At 50.8% G+C, this 21,671-nt stretch carries 16 protein-coding genes; 10 read left to right on the plus strand and 6 right to left on the minus strand.

Annotated features, from left to right (window positions below):
• Nucleotides 1–44: 44 nt before the first annotated feature.
• Entirely contained in the window at nt 45–776 is a 732-nt protein-coding gene (locus VC28_RS09945; RefSeq protein ID WP_049630502.1) for an NHL repeat-containing protein, read from the plus strand.
• Here VC28_RS09945 and VC28_RS09950 read toward each other — a convergent pair.
• The 6 genes from VC28_RS09950 to glyA form a co-directional block, all read right to left on the minus strand.
• A complete protein-coding gene (locus VC28_RS09950) occupies nt 764–2,233 on the minus strand; it encodes a tryptophan halogenase family protein (RefSeq protein ID WP_049630503.1) in 1,470 nt (489 codons plus the stop codon). The two genes, VC28_RS09945 and VC28_RS09950, sit on opposite strands and share 13 nt — an antisense overlap.
• Nucleotides 2,234–2,327: 94 nt before the next feature.
• Complete coding sequence (locus tag VC28_RS09955; RefSeq protein WP_049630504.1) at nt 2,328–5,282, minus strand: TonB-dependent receptor; 2,955 nt, start codon at nt 5,280–5,282, stop codon at nt 2,328–2,330.
• Nucleotides 5,283–5,504: 222 nt separating this feature from the next.
• Nucleotides 5,505–6,962, minus strand: a complete 1,458-nt coding sequence (locus tag VC28_RS09960) for a sensor domain-containing diguanylate cyclase (RefSeq protein WP_049630505.1) — start codon at nt 6,960–6,962, stop codon at nt 5,505–5,507.
• 161 nt (nt 6,963–7,123) lie between these two features.
• Complete coding sequence (locus tag VC28_RS19305; RefSeq protein WP_053094183.1) at nt 7,124–8,605, minus strand: M12 family metallo-peptidase; 1,482 nt, start codon at nt 8,603–8,605, stop codon at nt 7,124–7,126.
• A 159-nt stretch (nt 8,606–8,764) separates the two neighbouring features.
• Complete coding sequence (locus VC28_RS09970) at nt 8,765–9,478, minus strand: hypothetical protein (RefSeq protein WP_049630506.1); 714 nt, start codon at nt 9,476–9,478, stop codon at nt 8,765–8,767.
• Nucleotides 9,479–9,737: 259 nt separating this feature from the next.
• Nucleotides 9,738–11,003, minus strand: a complete 1,266-nt coding sequence (glyA, locus tag VC28_RS09975; RefSeq protein WP_049630507.1) for a serine hydroxymethyltransferase — start codon at nt 11,001–11,003, stop codon at nt 9,738–9,740.
• Nucleotides 11,004–11,435: 432 nt separating this feature from the next.
• Here glyA and VC28_RS09980 point away from each other — a divergent pair, with 432 nt between their 5' ends.
• Genes VC28_RS09980 through VC28_RS10020 form a run of 9 tightly spaced genes read left to right on the plus strand, consistent with a single transcriptional unit; the run spans nt 11,436 to nt 21,617 of the window.
• Nucleotides 11,436–12,260: a polysaccharide biosynthesis/export family protein gene (locus tag VC28_RS09980; protein WP_082191486.1), complete on the plus strand. Its 825-nt coding sequence runs from the start codon at nt 11,436–11,438 to the stop codon at nt 12,258–12,260.
• Between the two features lie 30 nt (nt 12,261–12,290).
• A complete protein-coding gene (locus VC28_RS09985) occupies nt 12,291–13,703 on the plus strand; it encodes a Wzz/FepE/Etk N-terminal domain-containing protein (RefSeq protein ID WP_082191487.1) in 1,413 nt (470 codons plus the stop codon).
• Entirely contained in the window at nt 13,700–14,593 is an 894-nt protein-coding gene (locus VC28_RS09990) for a polysaccharide biosynthesis tyrosine autokinase (protein WP_082191488.1), read from the plus strand. The genes VC28_RS09985 and VC28_RS09990 overlap by 4 nt, the downstream gene beginning before the upstream one ends.
• A 42-nt stretch (nt 14,594–14,635) precedes the next feature.
• The gene (locus VC28_RS09995) at nt 14,636–15,955 is read left to right on the plus strand and encodes a hypothetical protein (RefSeq protein WP_053094184.1); all 1,320 of its coding nucleotides are present in this window, start codon (nt 14,636–14,638) and stop codon (nt 15,953–15,955) included.
• A 3-nt stretch (nt 15,956–15,958) separates the two neighbouring features.
• On the plus strand, nt 15,959–17,089 hold the full coding sequence (locus tag VC28_RS10000) for a glycosyltransferase family 4 protein (protein WP_049630508.1): 1,131 nt from the start codon (nt 15,959–15,961) through the stop codon (nt 17,087–17,089).
• The gene (locus VC28_RS10005) at nt 17,086–18,141 is read left to right on the plus strand and encodes a glycoside hydrolase family 5 protein (protein WP_049630509.1); all 1,056 of its coding nucleotides are present in this window, start codon (nt 17,086–17,088) and stop codon (nt 18,139–18,141) included. The genes VC28_RS10000 and VC28_RS10005 overlap by 4 nt, the downstream gene beginning before the upstream one ends.
• 43 nt (nt 18,142–18,184) lie before the next feature.
• Nucleotides 18,185–19,330 carry a GumK N-terminal domain-containing glycosyltransferase gene (locus tag VC28_RS10010; protein WP_049630510.1) on the plus strand — a complete coding sequence of 382 codons (1,146 nt, stop codon included), beginning with the start codon at nt 18,185–18,187 and terminating at the stop codon, nt 19,328–19,330.
• Complete coding sequence (locus tag VC28_RS10015; RefSeq protein ID WP_049630511.1) at nt 19,330–20,094, plus strand: WecB/TagA/CpsF family glycosyltransferase; 765 nt, start codon at nt 19,330–19,332, stop codon at nt 20,092–20,094. The genes VC28_RS10010 and VC28_RS10015 overlap by 1 nt, the downstream gene beginning before the upstream one ends.
• A 29-nt stretch (nt 20,095–20,123) precedes the next feature.
• Nucleotides 20,124–21,617 (plus strand): lipopolysaccharide biosynthesis protein, encoded by a 1,494-nt coding sequence (locus VC28_RS10020; protein WP_049630512.1) that lies wholly within the window; start codon nt 20,124–20,126, stop codon nt 21,615–21,617.
• Nucleotides 21,618–21,671: the final 54 nt, after the last annotated feature.

Raw genomic sequence — 21,671 nt, forward strand, 5'->3', positions numbered from 1 at the left:
AACTACCAAAGCTGATACCGCTGTGGACTACGCATGACTTACCTATGCCAGAATCCGTCGTACTGGTTAAAGGGGAAACCGAATACTTATTGGTATCGCTTATTGATGGCGACCCAACCCAAAAGGATGGCAAAGGCGGGATTGCACAAATAGGGCTGGACGGAAATATCATTAACCTGCAATGGTACAAGGGTTTAAACGCGCCGAAAGGTATGGCACTTTCCGGCAATGAATTATGGGTAAGCGATATAGATCGATTACTAGTGATTGATATCAACAGCCGAAAACTGTTGCGGCAAATTGCTATTTCTGGAGCGCAGTTTTTAAATGATGTGGCGATTGATGCGCAAGGCCGTGTCTATGTATCGGATACGTTTACCCATACCGTCTACCGCTTACACCAAGGTGATTTGGCAATTTACGCACAAAATATCCAAGCCGCTAATGGCCTGTTACCGCAACAGGATGGCTTACTTATCGCCGCAAATGACAAGTTGCTTTATATAGATCACAACAAAAAAATCCGCACAATTACACAACAGTTATTTCCCGAGGCCGATGGAGTACAACCGTGGAAAAAAAATTCCTATCTGTTAACTAGCTGGAAAGGAATGTTGTATTTGGTTGATCAACATAACACTTACTTACTGTGGAACGCGCAAGCTGAAAATAATTACACCGCCGATATTCTTGTGGATTCAGAAACAAGCCTGTTAGTCGTTCCAGGCTTGTTTAATAACACCTTGCGCGCTTATCGCCTTGATTATTTGCAATAGTGCTCAACATACTCCTCATGCGAGGATAAAATCGCCAGCGTGTAATCAATATTCTTGCTGATCTGTTGTAAGAATGTCTGCAACTCTTCTTTACTCATGGTATCCACTAATGGGTGATGATGCTTCGGCATTAACCCCTGCCCTATCATGACTTGCTGCCATGAATCATCAAACAATTCATTACCATCGCGAAATACCCGACCGGTTTCTTTAAATAATTGAATACGGTGGCGCAGGGATTCCGGAACTTCCATAGTGCGACAATAGCGCCAGAACTCGGAGTCATTTCGCTCGGTGACGTGGTAATGCAAAATAATAAAATCGCGGATATGGGCAATATCAAATTCAGCTTGACGATTGAACTCATCAATATCGCTTTGCACTACACCACCAGCCGGAAACATGCGCAGGAAGCGAATAATATTTTGCTGGATCAAATGAATACTGGTGGATTCCAATGGTTCCAAAAAGCCGCTCGATAACCCCACCGCAAGGCAGTTTTTATTCCACTGTTTTAAACGACGGCCAGTGCGGAATTTAATTACCCGTGGCGCATTAAGCGGTTCACCATCAATATTGTTTAGCAAAAGTTTTTTTGCAGATTCATCATCCAGATATTGACTGCAATAGACCAAACCGTTGCCAACCCGATGCTGTAAGGGAATACGCCACTGCCAACCAGCGGTGCGCGCAATTGATCGGGTGTAAGGAACAGGAGCCGATGTCGATTCGGTTTGTACAGCGATGGCACTATCGCATGGCAACCAATGCGACCAATCCTCGTAACCGGTATGCAGGGCTTGCTCCATTAACAGCGCACGAAAGCCGGTACAGTCGATAAAAAAATCGGCCTCCAGGCGCGCGCCTGATTCGAGCGTAATTGCCTCAATAAACCCATTGGATTCAGCGGTAGAAACATGGCTGATTTTTCCTTCTACACGCCGAACACCAAAGCCCTCACTGAATTTGCGTAAATATTTTGCGTATAGGCTCGCATCCAAATGAAAGGCATAATTCAACCCATTATTCGGTAAATGGGAAAACAAATGCTCTTCTGCAGCACGGCGCTCAAGGCAATAGTGGCCAAATTCTTCCGCAATTCCCAACTCCTTTCCGCGCAACCAGAAATGTTGGAATCCCGCAGCCCAACAATCTTTTCCGGTTACACCAAACGCGTGCAAATATTTATGGTTTAACTGGCGCCAGTTTTCAAACTGGATGCCCAATTTAAAGGTGGCGTTGGTTTCGCGCATAAATTCGCGCTCATTAATTTCCAACAATTTGTGAAAAAACACCATAGTGGGAATAGTCGCCTCGCCAACGCCTACGGTGCCAATCTCATCTGATTCAATTAACGTAATCTTGACCGCTTTGCCTAATAGCTTCCCTAATGCTGCAGCAGCCATCCACCCGGCAGTACCACCGCCAGCGATAATAATATTTTCTATTTTTTTCATAGCAATTCCAGGGTTTATTTATTTTTATCAGTTTTCTAATAAAAAACGGCCACAGAGTGTGTGGCCGTTTCCTTAGCGTTACAGCAATTACCGATTAAAACTTGTAGCGCGCGCCGATGTTAAAGCGTGGCCCGGTTTGTACTGCAGCAATCACCATATTTTCATGGCGGCCGCGAGCACGGGTGGTTTCATCAGTGATATTAATGCCCTCAGCAAACACACTGAGGTTTTCATTAATTTCGTAGCTGACATTCACATCGATCTGACCATAAGCTTCTACGTAAATCGGGTTGCGCTCGCCATTGCCATCGAAAGTGGAATTGAGAAATTCATCGCGCCAGTTATAGGCGATACGCGCCTGGAATCCATCTTTATCATAGAAACCAATCAGGTTGGCTGAATCACTCAAACCCAACAAGGCAAACTGGTTAACAACGCCTTCACCTTTGTTGGTGTTGTAGTTGTCATAGCTAATGTCGCCATTGACAGTAGTGACGTTGAACATGCCACCAAAACCACTTTCACCAAACAAATGTTGTACCGCAAATTCCCAACCATCAATTGAGGCTTCTTTTTGGTTGAACGGTGCAATGATGGTGAATTGCGTTAACGCATCACCTTGTGATGCATCGCCAACAATCGGCGCACCACCACTTTGTGCAAGCAGATAATTCAGTATCGCTAACGCATCTGACGAACCGGTAGCTGCAGCAGCCGCAGCGTATCTATCGCCTTGTGCAGGATGTGCCAAATTGAAAATAGTCGATTGATAACTGTCGTTACCGATAAAATTTTCAACATTTTTTTTGTAATAACCCAGCGACACATAACTACCTTCAGCGTAATACCACTCGGCAGAAATATCGAAGTTGGTGGATTCAAACGGATTTAGATCCGGGTTGCCAGAATTACCAGTACCGCCATTAAAACGCACTGGCTGATTGATGGTCACACCACCTTGAATATCGCTGTAATTCGGGCGTGCAATGGTCACGCTGTAAGATGCACGTGCAACTACATCTTCCATCAGCTCAATATCGAAATCGACATTAGGCAACCAGTTGTCATATTCACCGGGCAATTCGGTAAAGGTAGAGCCTTGCGCGATTGGGGTAAATTCGTTTGCTGCAGCCCACACCAGCGAGGTGTAATTCGGTACTAAGGCTTTGGCAGTAATTTCAGTTTCTTCGTAGCGCACACCTACACCCAAATTCACTGGCATAGTGCCCCAATCCCACCCGAGATTGGTTTGTACATAAGCAGCTGATTGCTCTTCCAAGGCACGGCGATCAGTAGAATATTCTGGATTTGAGCAAAGTTTTGGTTGCGCACCGCAGTAATAAAATTGCGCTGAGGTATCGCCATATTTTAACGACGCTGCGGCGATGGCATCACTAAAGCCATGAAAATCTACCGCGTAGTAATGCGGCTCAAGATTAGGATTATTGGAGCCCGAAATACTGTCAAATTCGTTCGCCAGATTTTTCTGGGTAAACAAATTATCGGCAAAATCTTCAGCAACACCATACCCGCCCCAAGTATCGCGCTGTGCATTGGAGAAGGCTGAGCGGTTACTGTTGTCGGTTAATGAAATACCGGCTTCAATGCTTTTCAACAAACTATTATCGAATTCATATTTGGCATCGAGTTTGGTTTGTTCAATTTCAGACAGCATGTAGCTGTTGCGGAAACTGGTTCCTGACGATTGGAATTTGCTCGCATCAAGCCCCTTCCCATCAAGATAAGTAATATCCATCACCGGGAAATCTTGCGAATAATCCACAGTGGTAGATGCGCGATTGAAATGCACTGCAGTCACTACGTTGTTGGTACCACGCCAATCTTTTGCACCGGCTTCTGCATCAGAATCGTGATAATCGAGCACCAATGTCAATTGATCGGTTGGTTGCCATTTCACATTCAAACCAACAGAGTTACCTTCGTTGATGGTACCCCAGTTACCGACACCCATTCCGATATCTGCCTGGCTTGCATCGCTATAGACGATAGGACCAACCACTGAGCCAACCTGATTGGTGCCTTGGGTGTATTCACCACCGGTGGGCAAACCGTTAAACCAGGCAGACAGTTCCTGACGGCGTTGCTCTACATCCTGCTCGTAATAGGTGTAATCCGCGGTGGCAGTAATGGTCTCTGTTGGTGCCCACTGCAGGGTCAACTGGCCATTGGTACGTTTGCGCTGCATATCGTTAATGCTGTACAACAAATTGCGCGGTACAGAATACACATCTTTTTCTTGCGGGCGATTTTCAAAACTGCCGTCAGAAGGCAGCGAGCCCCAATCGCCAGCAGTACCGGCGATGGTGTACCAGCCACTGCTGGTTTCTGCTGCGTTATATCCGCTATCGCGCTCCTGATACGAGCCTGTCAAGGCAACACCAAACGTGCCTTCTGCGAAAGTCGTACTGAAAATACCGGAGACTTCGGGAGTGAGATCCGAACCGGTGCGATTGGATTGGTCGTTCACCGCCTTCACACCAACCGATGCCAGGGTTTCACCCACTTCCAACGGCTTTGCGGTTTTGATATTGATCAGCGCACCTATACCGCCGGTGGATAAATTCGCACGGCCGGTTTTGTGAATGTCTACGCCCGCCACACTTTCTGCAGCGAGGTTATCAAACAAAAATGAACGCGAGTTGGATGCAGAAGTCGCCTCCAAACTGGCTGCCGGCATTTGGCGACCATTCAAAGTAATCACGTTATAGTCAGAGCCAAAACCGCGCACGGTCACACGGCTACCTTCGCCGTTATTGCGATCAATGGAAACGCCGGTGATACGCTGCAAGGATTCCGCGAGGTTGGTATCGGGCATCTTGCCGATATCTTCTGCTGAAATTGCATCAACTACGCCCGCGCTATTGCGTTTGACATCCATCGATTGCACCAGCGATCCGCGGATACCGGTGACAACCACTTCTTCAACTTGCCCTTCATCCTGCGCCATTGCCAGATTGCCGGACATGCCGCCCACTAAGGCTGCAATGGTGGAGCAGAGCACTCTCCGCTTCATGGTGAGGTGTTTCATTATCTTATTCCCCTGGTGTTGTTATCTGTTTAAACGATAAACAGCACCCCGGTTCCATCAACCAGCCTTGCATAGCAATAGCAGATGAAACAGGCACTGTTAATTCGATCACGTTAACGTTAACATTCGACCATCAAATTAGCAACATGGAAAATAATTATAAAAACCAAGGAAGGTTATAACCGATTGGCACTCAATCCATCAAATGCCATGTGCGGCGCGTTATTGCAGGGTTTCAACCCGATTACGACCACCGGATTTCGCCAGATACAAGGCGCGATCAGCGCGGGCAAAGAAATGAACTAAGGTCTCTACCCCACCAAATTCCGCCACCCCAAAGCTGCCGGTGATCTGCAGGGTTTTATTACCTAATTGGAATTGCTCTGCTGCCATGACTTCGCGTAATTTTTCTGCAACTCCTTGCGCGGCATCGAGCGAGGTTTGTTTTAGCAAAATCAAAAATTCTTCACCACCCCAGCGACATAGCACATCGCCATTGCGCAAACTATTTTCAAGCAGCCGTGCAACACGCATGATCACCCTGTCACCCGTCAGGTGGCCGTGACTGTCGTTAATATTTTTGAAATGATCGATATCGAGCAGAATCATCGATAGTGGTGTTTTTGCCCGATGTGCTTCATGCACGGCTTGCTCAAACATCAATTCAAAAGCATGGCGGTTGAGTAATCCAGTGAGCGAATCGGTTGCTGCAACGTTTTCCAAGCGACGCTGAAAACGGTTGACGCTATACAAACACAGCAACAACACCAAGGCAGTCACCAATGCACTGATTGCAATATTCCCCACAAAAACTTGCTGTACTTTGGCAATTTCAGCATCTTCGGTTTGTTCAACCACCAGATACCAATTGAACTCAGGAATATAACGTGAGCTGAGCATAATTTTGCCCGCTTCATTTTCATATTCCAGATTGGTGGGCTGGGTATTTTTATTGATAATTTTATCGGCAATTGTCGTGATGCCAGGTAATTCATGGATAGAACCTTTGTGCAATTCCCCTGTCTTCGCCGAGACAATAATGTCCCCCTGGTCATTCACAAAATAGACCCTGCGATTAAAGCGTTTCTGGATATCGTCAATCACACGAGCGAGGGATTCCAAAGGAACACCGATTCCCGTTGCACCGATAAAATTTCCTTCGTAATCAAATACGCGATAATTAATAAATACTGTCACAGTATCGTTATTGGCCAGATCCACATCCAGATTCATTTCGTAAGCGTGTTTCATATCGCGTACGCGAAAAAACCAGGTATCGCGCGGTTCGGTTTCTTTTACGGTTTTGAGAATACCTTGGGGATAATAATAATGGCGGGTTTTATCCGAGACCAAAAAACTGCTGACCGCGCTGTATTCTTGCTTCACTTCATTTAAATAGCGCGTAATTTGCGATGCATCTTGTTCGCCGGACAAAATCCAGTCGCGCACAAATGTGTCGCTGGCCATTAATGATGAGATAAACGTAGGGCGCAGCACATCGCGCTGGATTTCTGAATAGATATTATCGCCTGTCAGGGGTAGCCCCTGGTCGATGATCGAATGGCGGATTTGATCGCGGGATACCCAATAGCTGGCCAAACTGGTGGCAAGGAAACCCATGATCAAAATTGCACCTAACCACACCAGCAAACTGTATTTCTTCCAAAACACACTGAACATCAATCAACTTCCTGCCTCTAATTTTCAGGAAGTCTAGCAGAGCATTCCGCTACAAACCCGATTGTTTTATCGGGCCGATAATAAAAAGCCCGGCCTAAGCCGGGCAAAAGACAGACCCAAACAGACAATCAACTTTCAACGGACTCATCAAACGATAAAGGTCACACAGTACACTTACAGGCTTTAAGTGCTGCCTTATATTCAAGCTCCAATGCTTTCAAGGTTGCCAAGGCTGTCGCAGCTGCAGTTGTCAGCCCCGCGGTTTTCGCTTTCTCGGCGGTTGTTGCTGCAACAGCGGTGTTATAGGTAGCAGTTGCTGTATTCACCGCTTGTGTTGCTGGAGCAATCAGCTGCTGCGCCGTGTTGGCCTCGGCAAGTGCCGCAGTAATTTGTTCGATCAATGTGTTGTACTTGGTCACCAGATTATTGTAGGCCGTTAATTTGGCAGACTTGGTTGTTGCGGTTGCTGAATTGTAGGCGGTCAACGCCGTATTCAATTGGGTAACCAGTGGATCAACTTTGGCGACTAGCCCATTGTATTTGGCAACGGCTTTTTCATAGGTTTTAGTGGCAGTAGTCAGGCTTCTTGTCGCGGCAGTCAGATTGGTTTTGGCCGTTCTTTCTGCTGTGGTTTTTTCTGCAATGGCAACTTTATTGGCAGCCACTGCCGCAGCAGCGGACGAATGCGCAGCGCGTGCAACTTCCACTTTATTTTTCAACACTGCTGCATCGGAATTACTCACACTGCTTGCAGAACTTGATGATTTGCTGGACGATTTATTGGAAGAAGGCGCTGCGCTGGAACTGGATTTTGATGACGATGATGCAGCACTCGATGCAGGCGCACCCGCGTAAAAATTGGCGATTTGCGGCCCGGTAATATTGAGCGCATAACGCGCATCAGCACCGCTGGTTGTGTTATTGCGATCAACACCGCAGGGTTGGTTTTTACAGGTCACTAAATCCGGATTGGAAAATTTGTAAACTTTGCCATCCCAGTAGTCCACGTTGAATTCATTCTGATAGGCCATCACAGTTGTAAATGAATTAACAACACCATACCCCAATGCGTAATGCAATACGCCACCAACACCATCCTGTTTGCGCGAATGTTTTAAACCCATGTTATGGCCAAGCTCGTGGGCAGTGACAAAATCGCCGCAAGAATTAATCGCCACATGGGAAAACATATAGGCTTTGTGGCCAGCACTCATGGTGCCATTACTGCCACCTACCCAGGCAACACCACAACTGCCGTGAATTTGTTTGTAGGGGCGATACAAAATCACCATATCGGCTTTTGCTTGTTCACGCGCGGCAGCAACGCCACTGAAGGCTGCATCCTGATTGAAGGTGATCGCATTCAATGCCGTTTCAGCAGCATTGTCATCGGTGTAACTGACCTTCATGGTTTTAGCAACGCGCACTTCAAGATCGACACCACTATCGGCGTAAATTTGATTGGTAACTTGGAAGATTTGATTGATACGAGTGGTAGGATCGCCACCGTAAAGTGCTGCAGCACCATCGGTATAAACCACTAATACATCGATTGCTGTCGATGCCGCCAATGCGGGAAAGGTTAACGCAGATAAAATAATTGCAGCGGTAGAACGAACCACTTTTTGTACGAAAGTTTTCATAAAAGTTTCTCTGTTGACTTTACTAAAAACCCTCCGTGATTAACAAAAGATGGAACCCATTTTCCAAATTTCGATGCGCATCCATTAAAGCCAAACCGCACTAACCGCTATGTTTTTTTACTCATTACCATCTGCCCCCAATAAAATATTTTGTTTGTATTACTCATGATCATGCGCATGAGGAATTTCAAGATAATCGTTTTTTCCCGGCTCCGATAATTCAAACTCGGAAGGGTTTTTATACACCCAACCACTACCGTTCACTGACTCCAGCGTGTAACTGCCTTGCGGTGTGGTGATGGTGGCAAATACTGAATTGCCGCCATAAGTCATCACCACCGGATATTCATCGCCATGGCCTTCCAAGTACCCGCGCCAGCTGTAATCCCCGTTGGGATTTTCATGGCTGGATGCCACCTTGGCGACCAATTCACTTCCGCCTGGCAACATCAATTTCACTTGCTCGCCCACACCGGGATACGCGGGGGAATCCATATCCACACTCACCGGTTCATAATCCACTACTGCATCCGGCAGGGGAATCGCAGGGGAAACCTGCGGGTCGGCCTGCCAGGCATTTGTCGCTGTGCTTGTGTCCAAAACCGTGCCTGTGTCAGACGTTGTCGCCTTTGCTTGCATCGCCGCTTGCCCAATCAGGGCATCCTGCGCTTGCTGCAGTGCAGCTTCGGCATTTACCAACGCATCAGGATCAAGCGAAAGCTGGGCAACGGGCGCAGGCTGTAGTTCTTGCAAGCGCTCGTCGGGCTGCAATATATGGCTATTACGGGAGACCTGATACAACACCAGCAATACGGCAACCACAACAAACACCCAGTAGATGCGCTTTAGGTTGCTACCGGAACTGCGTGACATACAGGCATCCTGATCAATAATTCACCTGTATAAAATTAAGACAAAGACCGAAAATTAGCCAGTTTTTATTACCTTAAGTGAAAAAATAATCTAATTTTTATTTATTTTTAAAAATAAAATTATTAAAAATCAGAATAAAGTAATTAAACGAGTTTTTCTTAGCTGATGAAAACGATGAACAGCAGACAATAAAGATGAATAACGGACAATAAAAAAGGCAGCCGGTCAGGCTGCCTTTTTTATTGCGCTAATCTTGCGATTAGTTAGCGTAAACCGGGAAGGTTTTGCACAGATCAGCAACCTTGCCTCTAACCTGGTCGATCGCTGCGTCGGCATTACCTGCTTCCAGTGCATCGAAAATATCGCAGATCCAGTGGGTCAGTTGCACACACTCGGCTTCTTTGAAGCCGCGGGTAGTGATTGCCGGAGTACCTACGCGGATACCTGAGGTCACAAACGGTGAACGTGGGTCGTTAGGTACGGCGTTTTTGTTCACAGTGATGTGCGCTTTGCCCAGTGCTTCGTCGGCATCTTTACCTGAGTAGGATTTGCCGATCAGATCAACCAACATCAGGTGGTTTTCAGTACCGCCAGAAACAATTTTGATACCGCGCTCAAGGAAGGTTTTAGCCATCGCCTTGGCATTCACCACGACTTGTTGTTGGTAAGCCTTGTATTCAGGAGTCATGGCTTCTTTGAAGCTGACCGCTTTAGCAGCGATCACATGCATCAAAGGACCACCCTGACCGCCAGGGAAAACAGCCGAGTTCAACTTCTTCTCGATCTCTTCGTTGGCTTTGGCAAGGATGATACCGCCACGTGGACCGCGCAGGGTTTTGTGGGTGGTAGAGGTGGTTACGTCAGCGATTTGCACCGGATTAGGGTACAGGCCAGCAGCGACCAAACCAGCAACGTGAGCCATGTCTACCATCAGGTAAGCGCCTACTTTATCGGCGATATCGCGGAAGCGTTGCCAATCCAATACTTGTGAGTAGGCTGAAAAACCGGCAACGATCATTTTTGGCTTGTGCTCAACCGCCAAGCGCTCGATCTCTTCGTAATCAACCAAACCGGTTTCCGGATTTAGACCATATTGCACAGAATTGTAAATTTTACCCGAGAAGTTCACTTTGGCACCGTGAGTCAGGTGACCGCCGTGAGCCAAGCTCATACCTAATACGGTATCGCCCGGTGCACAAAGCGCAGCGTAAACCGCAGTGTTGGCTTGTGAGCCCGAGTGAGGTTGTACGTTGGCGTAATCGGCACCGAACAGTTGCTTGGCGCGCTCAATTGCCAACGCTTCTGACTGGTCAACATACTCACAGCCACCGTAGTAACGCTTGCCCGGATAACCTTCGGCGTACTTGTTGGTAAGCTTGGTACCTTGCGCCGCCATAACCAACGGGCTGGTGTAGTTTTCAGACGCAATCAGCTCGATATGCTCTTCCTGACGGCGACCTTCATTTTCAATAGAAGCCCAGATGTCGGGATCAAAAGAAGCAAGCGTTTGGTTTTTATCAAACATAGGTAGTTCCTGTGGAAAGTCCTGAGTTGACCAGCAAGCCAGAAATGGCCGCCGTGTTAATGGGAAGGGGAGAAAGATAGGCGCGCATTGTACACCAGCCGCACAAATGCCTTCCACGCAAAAAACTCATCCCCAGCATCAATTCCATTCATGCAGATAACAATTTCTCCCTATAGGGACGGCAGAAATCGCACCAATAGCGTGCAAAAAAGCAAGATTTTGAGAAATGGAGACAGGGATTCTCCACGCCATATCTACATTTACACGCCATTTTTTGAGGGTGAATCTGGCCTGTCACACAGATTTATCTTTTTTTTAGCATGCTTTAGCCAATTAGGCCTCGCTTTTGCAGTGTTTGGCGTGATCTTCCTTATTCAACAGCCTCTGGTCTGACAGCTTCCGGGCTGACCAGTTTTTTATTAAGGACAACACATGTCATCGGGATTTTCCAAATGGTTCGCTGGACTGGGTGTGGTAATCGCCGCACTTGGTGCGCCAGTACTAGCACAAACTGCACACCATAATCTTGCCAGCTACACCATCGGTGCTGGCGATGAAATACGCATTACCGTCTACGGCCAGCCGGAGCTGGCCGCCGAAACCCAGGTCAGTGCCGATGGTATGGTCATGATTCCACTCTTGGGCAATTTGCCTATCGCCGGAAAAACCAGTGCAGATGCAGCCGCCTTGATCGCTAGCCGCTACGAAGCAGGCAATGTGTTGAAAAACGCCCAGGTCAACCTGTTAGTCACCAAGTATCGCAGTCAGGTTGTTGCCATTCTGGGCAAGGTGAATAACCCCGGCAAACTGGTGTTGGAAGGGCCGACCAGCCTCACCCAGGCGCTGGCATGGGCGGGCGGCATTTCGCCCTCGGGCAGTGAGCGGATTGTGCTGATGCGCATTACCCGCGAAGGCAAGCAGGAGCGTATCGAGTACGACCTGCAACAGCTGCTGCATCAGGAAAACGAATTGTTGCCTACCGTCTGGCTCAGGAATGGCGACACGATTTACGTGCCCAACGCTGGTCGCTTTTATTTAAACGGTGAGGTTCACACACCCGGTATGTATCCACTTGACCGCCCGCTGAGCGTACGTCAGGCGTTGAGTGCTGGCGGAGGCCCAACCGCGCGTGCCAGCGAAAACAGTGTGAAGTTATTCCGTCAACATGAGAACGGCGCGGTAAAAGAGTTAAAAGCCAAACCCGATGATCAGGTACAAGACGGTGATGTACTGGTCGTTAAGGAAAGCCTTTTCTAAAGGGACGCGTTTTAAAACAGGAGCGATAAGATGAACCTCACCACCCTGATTGGTATTTTGCTCGCCCGCAAGTGGGTGATTGTTATCACCTGCGCATTGGCATTGGCCGGTGCGCTGCTGCTGACCCTGCTCACGCCCAAATCGTTTACCGCTACGACTGACCTGTTGGTTGACAGCCGGGGGGTAGATCCGATTAGCGGGCAGGCTCAACCCGGGCGAATTACCACCGGTTATCTGGCAACCCAGGCGGATGTGATCCGCAGCCGCAATGTCGCCACGAAAGTGATTGCCGACCTGGCACTGGAGAAAAATCCCGCCATTATCAAAGCCATCAAATTAAGTGGCGATGCTGCTGGCGACCAGCGTCGCATTCTCGCGTTTCTCGCACAGGGCTTAGGAGTAACGCCCAAACGCGATAGCAGCGTGCTGACCATCAGCTTCCAGGCACAAAACCCTGAACTGGCGGCAGACATTGCCAATGCGTTTGCCCAAGCCTACATGATCACCAACCTGGAGCTGCGCATTGAACCTGCCAAGCAAACCAGCCAGTGGTACAACCAGCAGTTGACCGGACTGCGCGATGAACTGATTGAAAAACAAAATGCCCTGTCCAGTTATCAGGAAGAGCACAACATTTTGGCCTCATCGGATCGGCTGGATCTGGAGTCCGCCAAGCTTGCGGATTTGTCGTCGATGCTGATCGCAGTACAAAGCGAGCGTTTGAACTCCCAAAGCCGCAGCGACCAGATTGCCAATGCCAAAACCGGGGATTTCAAAAGCCGGGCCATGGATAACCCACAGGTACAAAGTCTGGCGGCCGATTTAGCCCAGGCCCAGGCACGCTTGGGTGAAGTGGCGCGCCAGGTGGGCGAAAACCACCCCCAATATCGTCAGGCGCTAAGTGAAGTCGATACACTCAAAAAGCAAATGAACCTGATGATCGATGTCATCACCGGCAGCTTGCAGTCGTCGGTTGAGCTCGCCATCGCCCGGGAAGAACAACTCAAAGCAGAGCTGGCCAACCAGAAAGAACTGGTGCTGCAACTGAGCCGCAACCGCAACCAACTTGCGCTGCTCAAGCAAGAGGCCGATAACGCCCAGGCCGCTTACGATGCTGCACTGGCGCGCAGCGCCCAGTCGCGTCTTGAAAGCCAGATCGCTACCACCGATGTCGCCGTGCTAAACAGCGCCCTCACTCCCTCGCGGCCAACATCGCCCAAACCCGCCATGACCCTGGTGCTCGCTTGCGTTGCGGGGCTACTACTGGGTACCGCGATTGCCCTTGGCTGGGAATGGCTGGATCAGCGCATCCGTCACCCCTATGACCTCGAACAAGAGCTGGGCTTGGCCGTGCTTGCCTATATTCCCCATGAAGGTTCAAGCGCGCGCGCCACAACCGGCATTTTCAAGAAAGCGGGTATTTTTAAGGAGGCAACATCATGAATGATCTTGCACAGCGCATGACCGCCAACGCGATTCACAGTGACCCGCTTCATACGACCATCAACACCCACCAAATGGGGCCCATGTTGGTCGCTATGGGCAAACTAAGCCCCAAGGATTTGGCACAGATTCTGGCGACCCAAAAAAAGCTGGGTATACGTTTTGGTGAAGCCGCGCTCAGTTTGGGACTGGTGAATGAAGACGACATCAAGACCATTCTGGCCGAACAATTTTCCTACACCAAAACGCCCGCCGCATCGAGCAAACTGGATCACCGCTTGAGTGCATTGTTCCAGCCCGATAGCCGTCAAGCGGAGGCCTTGCGCAACTTGCGCAGCGAATTGATGCTGCGCTATTTCAACCCCAAGCCGCACAGCTCATTGACACTGATCAGTGCCGAGGATGCCCAGGGCTCGGCACTGACCGCCGCCAATCTGGCGGTCAGTTTTGCGCAACTGGGACTGCGCACATTGTTGGTTGATACCAACCTGCGTGCACCGCAACTCAATACTGTATTTAACTTGCCAGAGAATCTGCCGGGGCTATCGGATTGGATTGCCAACCGCACCTCGGTAGCACCAATCAACATCGATGCAGTGCGTTCGCTCTGGGTGCTGCCCGCCGGAACGCGCGCGCCCAATCCGCAGGAATTGCTGTCGGGTAAACACTATCAGGAACTACTTGATGCCTTGACGCAGGGTTTCGATATCACCCTGCTCAGCACTGCGCCTATGGATTCCAACCGCGATGCCCAGATTGTCGCTGCGCAATCGGGAGCGGCTTTGTTGCTGGTACGCCAGCACCAGACCAAAACCCGGACACTCAGCGCAATTTGCCAGCGGTTGCGCGAGTTGGGGGTGCGTCTACTGGGATCGGCTTTGCTGGGTTAACGCTGAATACCCGTGACGATGTTGATGTAGGGAAAGGTTCAGATGAACAATTCAATAGCCAGTATGCCCACGAGCAAGCAACTGTCGCAGCCTGCCAACGCCTTGGGCGCAGACGCTGGCCGCGAGCAGTTATGGGTGACAGGTGTATTGCTTGCCGCAGTGGTTTATCAGGCCGTGCTATGCCTGATGAATACGGTTGGACTGCACACCTCAGTGGCGATTGTCGGGCTGACCGAAGTGTTGATCATGCTTGCCTGCGTGCCCCTGTTGATGCGCCGGTTACTGCCGGGGCTCATCATGATCGCACTCCTGGCCGGCGCTTATTTTTGTATTGCCGCACTGGCCAGCGGCTGGCTCAACCCGAAAACCTTCCGCGACCTGATTATCCCCCTGTGCTTCTTCTGGTTTGGCTGCAACATCGGCCGCCCCGAAGTGATCGACCGCGCGCTGCCGCCCATTATTCTGGTGGTGATCGCATTAGGGCTTTTTGAGCTGCTGATGCTCGATACCTATACCCGCTATTTCGATATTTTCAGCTACTACGTCAGCACCGGTAACCTTGCACCGATCACCGATTACGTACGCGATAGTAAATTGCAGCTCAATGGTACCCGCCCCGAAGGAATTGGCCGCACCTTGTTACCCGGATTGCTGGGCAACCACCGCGTATCGTCAGTATTTCTGGAGCCGGTATCGCTAGGGAATTTCGCCACCATTGTTGCGGCATGGGGCTTCAGCCGCGATGGAAAAAAGTGGCGCGAATCGGTCTTTTTTGTGGGCTCTGCAATAGTGATGATTATCCTGTGCGATTCCCGCTTCGCTCTTCTGCTATTGCCACTGATGCTCGCAACGCGTTTGCTGCTGCGAGGCTCCCTGCTCAACCTTTGTGTGCTCGCACCATTTGTGGCTGCCGCTATGGTGTTGTTGGTTGGCGCAACCAGCGAACACCATGGCGATGATCTTATGGGCCGCTTGACCGTGAGTGGATTGTCGCTGTTGGAGTTTGATACTGACCTGCTGTTTGCTTTTGCCATACCGCCCTATTTTGGTGATATGGGTTACGCCTATGTCATAGCGGGTTTCGGGTTGCCCGTGTGTTTGTTGCTGTGGCTCAGCCTGTGGTTACAACCGTTGCCGGATGAACGCAGCCGTCGTTTCCGCGCGCTTGCCTCGCTTTATATGGCACTGATTTTAGGTGTTAGCGGAACATCGCTTTTTGCATTCAAAACCTCGGCACTGCTGTGGTGCATGCTCGGTTGTATGGTGCAAAACCCAGCACCGCGCCGCACCAGCACTGCTACCAGCACAAGTACTCTTTCCACCGCTCCCGCAGCCCCTACTTTTTTGCATACCAGGAGGTAGCCCATGTCGATCAGCGTGACTCATGTGGTACGTCAATATTTGCCTTCAATCGGCGGGATGGAAGAAGTGGTGCGCAATATCGCCCGCCACCAGTTGCGCTCCGGCCACAAGGCAACGCGCATCGTTACGCTCGACCGGTTATTCCGCAACACCGATGAGCCACTGCCTGCGCAGGAGTCGATTGATGGCGTAGAGGTGATTCGGCTGCCCTACAAAGGCTCCAGCCGTTATCCACTCTGCCCTGCAGTACTCAAACATCTGGGCGATAGCGATGTCATCCATGTCCATGGGGTGGACTTCTTTTACGATTTCCTCGCCGCCACCAAGTGGTTGCACAAACGTCCGTTGGTGCTCTCTACCCATGGCGGTTTTTTTCATACCGATTTTGCCTCGCGCGCCAAGCAGGCCTATTTCAAAACCATTACCCGTCTTTCATCCAATGCCTACAGCAAAGTGGTCGCCACCAGTGCTAACGATGGCCATCTGTTCAGCCAGATCATGGGGGAGCGCAAACTACAGGTCATTGAAAATGGGGTAGACATTGAAAAGTACGCCAATCAGGCCGCCAGTGCGTTGCAGCCCAGCATTGTGTATTTCGGTCGCTGGTCAGTGAACAAAGGGTTGCTACCGGCACTTGAGCTGTTTGCCGCCCTGCACCGCAAAAACCCGCAATGGCGCTTCGCCATCGCCGGGCGCGAATACGACCACAGTGCGGAAGAACTGCTCCAGCACATTGAATGGTTGGGTTTGAAAGAGGCCGTACAGTTGGTTGCCAACCCCAGCGATGAAGAAATACGCCGCCTGATCCGGCAGGCCAGTTACTTCCTGTGTTTGTCTCGTCACGAGGGGTTTGGCATCGCCCCGATTGAAGCGATGAGCGCGGGGCTAACGCCCATACTGAGCGATATACCACCGTTCCGCCGGTTGGTTGAAGAATCCCGTCTTGGCTTTCTGACTCCATTGGATACAGCACCGACTGCCGCCGTAAACAACCTGCTCAGCCTGCATGAAGAAGGCGAAGACAGCTACCAGCTGCGCCGTGCAGAAGCGATGGATTTTGCGCGGCGCTACGCCTGGCCCGAGGTGGCTGACCGCTATCTGGAACTCTACCAACAGGTGAGACGGCGGCCATGAGCAGGCTCCAGGCATTGCTATTGAGCATCGTTTTGCCAGCACTGGCCTCTGGCACAAGCTGGGCGGGCTGCCTGGATAAAACCCGGCTCACCGGCGTGAATCTCGCGGGTGCCGAGTTCAATACCAAAAAACTGCCGGGCGTTGTGTTTAAGGATTACATCTATCCCAACAGCAAAGAGATCACCTACATCGCCGCCCAGGGTGCCAACATCATTCGCCTGCCGTTTCGCTGGGAACGCTTGCAACCAAGCCTTGGGGGCAGTTTTGATGCCGCTGAACTCAAGCGCATCCAAACTGTGGTAGAGCAGGCACAACAGAATGATCTGTGCGTGCTGCTGGATGTCCATAACTACGCCAAATACTACGCAGATCCCATTACTACGCCGCAAGCGCAGGAGGCTTTTGTCCAGCTATGGGTACGGCTGGCAGAGCAATTGAACAACCCCGATTATGTTGCCTTGGGGCTGATGAATGAACCGGCGCATATCCCGCTGGCGACTTGGGCAGCATTGGCGAAACGCACGCTGGCGGCCTTGCGCGCGGCTGGCTCCACCCACTTGGTGATGGTCGGAGGTGGTAGCTGGAACGGATTACATAGCTGGTTTCATAAACACGATGGGCTCTCTAACGCCGAAGCATTCGCAGGGCTGAAAGATCCACTCAAGCGCAGCGTGATTGAAGTACATCAATATGCCGACACCTACTACTCCGGTATGGCGCAGGACTGCTATCCCCCCGACCACTTTAATGCGCGCTTTGAACGCATTGGCCAATGGGCACAGGAAAACGGGCTGACATTATTCCTTGGCGAATTTGGTATGGCGGCAACCGAAGGCTGCATGCAAACCCTGGAACGCTTTCTGCAGTTGATGAAAGGCAACGAGTGGAAAGGCTGGAGTTACTGGGCCGCCGGTAGTTGGTGGGGCACTTATCCCTTTGCACTCAACACCAACGCCGATACCCCATCGCCCCAGTGGGCACCATTGAAAAACCAGTTTTATCGCGGTGATGACCTGAGCCCGCCACAGGCTCCCGGTGAAGCACCGCAATGAATGTTCAAGATCACAGATACCGGGACACGTTAAGGAGTTATCTATGAACCCAACCGAATCGATGGCTGGCCATACCAAGCCCGTTTTTTTGGTGCTTTCCGCGCACGATTACCGTTCGCCGCGCCGCGCCAATATCCACTTTATAACCCGCGAGCTGGCCAAGCTGGGCACTACGCGCTTTTTCTCCCTGCGCTACAGCAAGTTGTCCCGCTACACCCACGATCCACGCCTGTCGCTTGATAGTGAAGCCAACAAAATAGGCGTTTTCCAGGGCGTGGAGTGTTACTTGTGGAAAACCTTGTACCACCCGTTCAACACCCGTCGCAGCTGGCTGCGGCCGATCGAAAACCTGATGTACGCGCTCTACAGCCGTGGCCGCAACCCGGTCTTGCGCCGCTGGATCAAAGAAGCTGACGTGATCTTGCTGGAAAGCGGGGTTGCGCCGATCTTCTTCGACTTGATTAAACGCCTCAACCCGAGCGCGAAAGTGCTGTACCGCGCATCCGATGCGCTCGATACCATCAATGTAGCCGACTATGTGAACGAAGCGTTTGCACAGGCCGCACCACAAATGGACACCATCGCCCTGCCCTCCAAAGCTCTGGCCGATGGCATTCCCAGCCGCCACAATCTGGCGTTTGTACCCCATGGAATCGACCACGCCGTTGCCGAGCAAGCCGACCCCTCGCCCTACCGTGAAGGCATACATGCAGTGTCGGTCGGCTCGATGTTGTTCGATCCGGAATTTTTTGTGCTGGCCTCGCGCCGTTTTCCGCACATTCACTTCCACATTATTGGCTGCGGCCAACCTGCCCATCCGGATTACGGCCCCAATGTGCATCTGTATGGCGAAATGCCGTTTGCCCAAACGCTGCCCTATATCAAACATGCGCAGTTGGGAATTGCGCCCTATTCCAGCGTCAACCTGCCGGTTTATCTGCGCGATACCTCCATGAAGCTGATCCAGTATGCGTTTTTCGGCGTGCCCGCAATTTGCCCACATTTTATTGCTGCGGATTACACCAATCGCTTCGGCTATGACCTGGGTGATGCAGATTCCATCGCCGCGGCTATTGAGCGGGCATTGCACCCCACCCAACCGATACGCACCCAACCCGTGCTCAATTGGCAACAGGTCGCCGAGCGCATGCTCAGCCCACGCACCTTCACCGATACGGAGATGGCGTGATGAACACTGCACTCCATTACGACACAGGTAATGACCGTATCGCGCTGGGTGGCTTTAGCTTGCTGCGCACCACCGGCCCGCAACTAATGGAGAAGTTGCACAGAAGGCTGAATCAGGGCGAGCAGACCGCCTTGTTTTTTGCCAACACCAACTTCATTGTCCAATGCCAGGGGCTGCAAGCGGGTATGGTGAAAGACACACTTGTCATCAACGATGGTATAGGCGTGGATATCGCCACTTGGCTAGTACATCGCACCCGCTTTCCAGAGAATCTCAACGGCACCGATTTCACCCCAGCGTTTTTGCAATCCCTCGGGTCACAGGGGAAAGTCTTTCTGTTTGGCGGCAAACCAGGTGTTGCACAGCGCGCCGCAGACACCCTGCGCACCCAATTCGGGGTTACTGTAGTGGGCACCTGCGATGGTTACGGACAAGCGACCGATACCGACCAACTGGTTGAACAGATCAATGCCAGTGGTGCAAACGTCCTGTTGGTAGCGATGGGCAACCCTTTGCAAGAGCGCTGGATCCTGCAACAGCGCCATCGCCTGCAACCGACACTGCTGTTTGGTATTGGCGCGCTGCTGGATTTTCTCGCAGGCGATAAAGCCCGCGCGCCCGAGTGGGTGAGGCGCTTCCGTTTGGAATGGTGCTACCGCTTGTGCCTTGAACCAGCGCGGCTGGCGCGTCGCTATACTCTGGACATTGGCCGCTTTCTCGCCCTTTGCCTGCGCACCGGCAAACGCCTTGATACTGGACACTGATTAATGACGATAGGCAGTTCAAAAACGCTATGAGCCTGAAGAAGAGTTTTGGAAAAAGCACGCTATGGATGAGTGCAGCCGCAAGCGGTAACAGTGTTATCAGTTTTGTTATTTTTATTATTCTCTCGCGCTTGCTCGCGCCCGAGGATATTGGTTTGGTTGCTTTTGCATTGATCGTGGTTGAACTGGGCAAAATCCTTGTCAACGCCGGTCTGCCGCAAGCGATAGTGCGCCACCCGGAATGGGACGAACATTACGCTGCAACCTGCTTTTATCTCAATTTATTGTTGGCGGCGCTGGTAACCGCAATGGTGTTTTTTATTGCCGCACCGGTGATCGCGTACTACTACGACACGCGCGCAGAATTGTTGGTGCAAGTGCTCTGCATTATTTTCCTGCTGGAAGGTGTTAAAGCAGTACATGAAGGGAAACTCAAACGCGAATTTAATTTCCGCGCTATCGCATTTCGCACCGTTATCAGCAGTTTACTCGCAGGTTGTCTGGGTGTGTTTTTGGCATTTCAAGGTTACGGCGTATGGGCGCTGGTCGCACAACAATTACTGAGCCATGCCTTGATTACCCTGCTCACCATAATTAATGCACGGTGGATGCCCGACTGGCATTTCTCTTTTGTTTATGCGCGCGCCCAACTCGGCTTTTCAACTCCGTTGGCACTGGCGCAAATGATCGGCAACCTTGCCAATGCGGTGTACGACATTTTGATTGGCGTGATATTGGGATCGGCAGCACTGGGATTTTTTCGTGTGGGCGGCCGGGCGCTGTTTATCCTTCAGGAAATTGTGATCAAGCCCTTCGAACAAACATTAATGCCTGCACTCGCCCGCTTGAATGCGCGCGATGCCCAAGCGGAAGCCACACTCAGGGTTATACGTGTAAGCGCCTACTTTACCTTTCCGATTTTTTTTGGTGCCGCAGCCTTGGGACCTGAATTTATTGAACTCGCGTTCACAGCCAAATGGGCGCAAAGCGGCCAAATCATGACTTTTCTGGCGCTGGGGATAGCACCCATGGTGATTGGCTATCAGGTGAATGCAGCATTAGCTACCAGCGGTCATTCAAAACGGGTCATGCAGGTTACCAGCATCAATTTTGTTCTTAACTGCATACTCGGTGTACTTCTGGTGCCTTATGGGGTTGTCATAGCCGCTGCAGGGTTTGCACTGCGCAGCTATCTGGGTATCTTTTTTAATATGTGGTTTTTCAAACACGCGTTTGGTGTCAGCGTTGGCCGCCAACTGGGCACGGTTGCCCCTACGTTTTTTGCAGCACTGATGATGTTCGCGGTTGTACTTTGTATCAAATACCTTGTGCTGCCGGGCGATATGCATTTGGGGGTGCGAGTGTTGCTACTGGCTGGTGTGGGATGTGTGTCCTACACACTGATCATGTCCTGTATTTTCCGGCAGGAAACCAAACACTTCCTCGGTGAAAGCGCCGCTATGGCTCCAGCCAAAGCCAAACCGCTAATCGATAAACTCCAACGTCTACTGCGTTTGGCATGATGGTGGTATCGATAGCTTGGTTAGACATCAGGCATCGATAAGCAATCAGATAAT

This window comes from Cellvibrio sp. pealriver, assembly GCF_001183545.1.
Lineage (GTDB): Bacteria > Pseudomonadota > Gammaproteobacteria > Pseudomonadales > Cellvibrionaceae > Cellvibrio.

Bases quoted from the DNA above. Each gene is read 5' to 3' on its own strand.
- VC28_RS09945 (WP_049630502.1), top strand. From the start codon at position 45: ATGCCAGAATCCGTCGTACTGGTTAAAGGGGAAACCGAATACTTATTG.
- VC28_RS09950 (WP_049630503.1), bottom strand. From the start codon at position 2,233: ATGAAAAAAATAGAAAATATTATTATCGCTGGCGGTGGTACTGCCGGG.
- VC28_RS09955 (WP_049630504.1), bottom strand. From the start codon at position 5,282: ATGAAACACCTCACCATGAAGCGGAGAGTGCTCTGCTCCACCATTGCA.
- VC28_RS09960 (WP_049630505.1), bottom strand. From the start codon at position 6,962: ATGTTCAGTGTGTTTTGGAAGAAATACAGTTTGCTGGTGTGGTTAGGT.
- VC28_RS19305 (WP_053094183.1), bottom strand. From the start codon at position 8,605: ATGAAAACTTTCGTACAAAAAGTGGTTCGTTCTACCGCTGCAATTATT.
- VC28_RS09970 (WP_049630506.1), bottom strand. From the start codon at position 9,478: ATGTCACGCAGTTCCGGTAGCAACCTAAAGCGCATCTACTGGGTGTTT.
- glyA (WP_049630507.1), bottom strand. From the start codon at position 11,003: ATGTTTGATAAAAACCAAACGCTTGCTTCTTTTGATCCCGACATCTGG.
- VC28_RS09980 (WP_082191486.1), top strand. From the start codon at position 11,436: ATGTCATCGGGATTTTCCAAATGGTTCGCTGGACTGGGTGTGGTAATC.
- VC28_RS09985 (WP_082191487.1), top strand. From the start codon at position 12,291: ATGAACCTCACCACCCTGATTGGTATTTTGCTCGCCCGCAAGTGGGTG.
- VC28_RS09990 (WP_082191488.1), top strand. From the start codon at position 13,700: ATGAATGATCTTGCACAGCGCATGACCGCCAACGCGATTCACAGTGAC.
- VC28_RS09995 (WP_053094184.1), top strand. From the start codon at position 14,636: ATGAACAATTCAATAGCCAGTATGCCCACGAGCAAGCAACTGTCGCAG.
- VC28_RS10000 (WP_049630508.1), top strand. From the start codon at position 15,959: ATGTCGATCAGCGTGACTCATGTGGTACGTCAATATTTGCCTTCAATC.
- VC28_RS10005 (WP_049630509.1), top strand. From the start codon at position 17,086: ATGAGCAGGCTCCAGGCATTGCTATTGAGCATCGTTTTGCCAGCACTG.
- VC28_RS10010 (WP_049630510.1), top strand. From the start codon at position 18,185: ATGAACCCAACCGAATCGATGGCTGGCCATACCAAGCCCGTTTTTTTG.
- VC28_RS10015 (WP_049630511.1), top strand. From the start codon at position 19,330: ATGAACACTGCACTCCATTACGACACAGGTAATGACCGTATCGCGCTG.
- VC28_RS10020 (WP_049630512.1), top strand. From the start codon at position 20,124: ATGAGCCTGAAGAAGAGTTTTGGAAAAAGCACGCTATGGATGAGTGCA.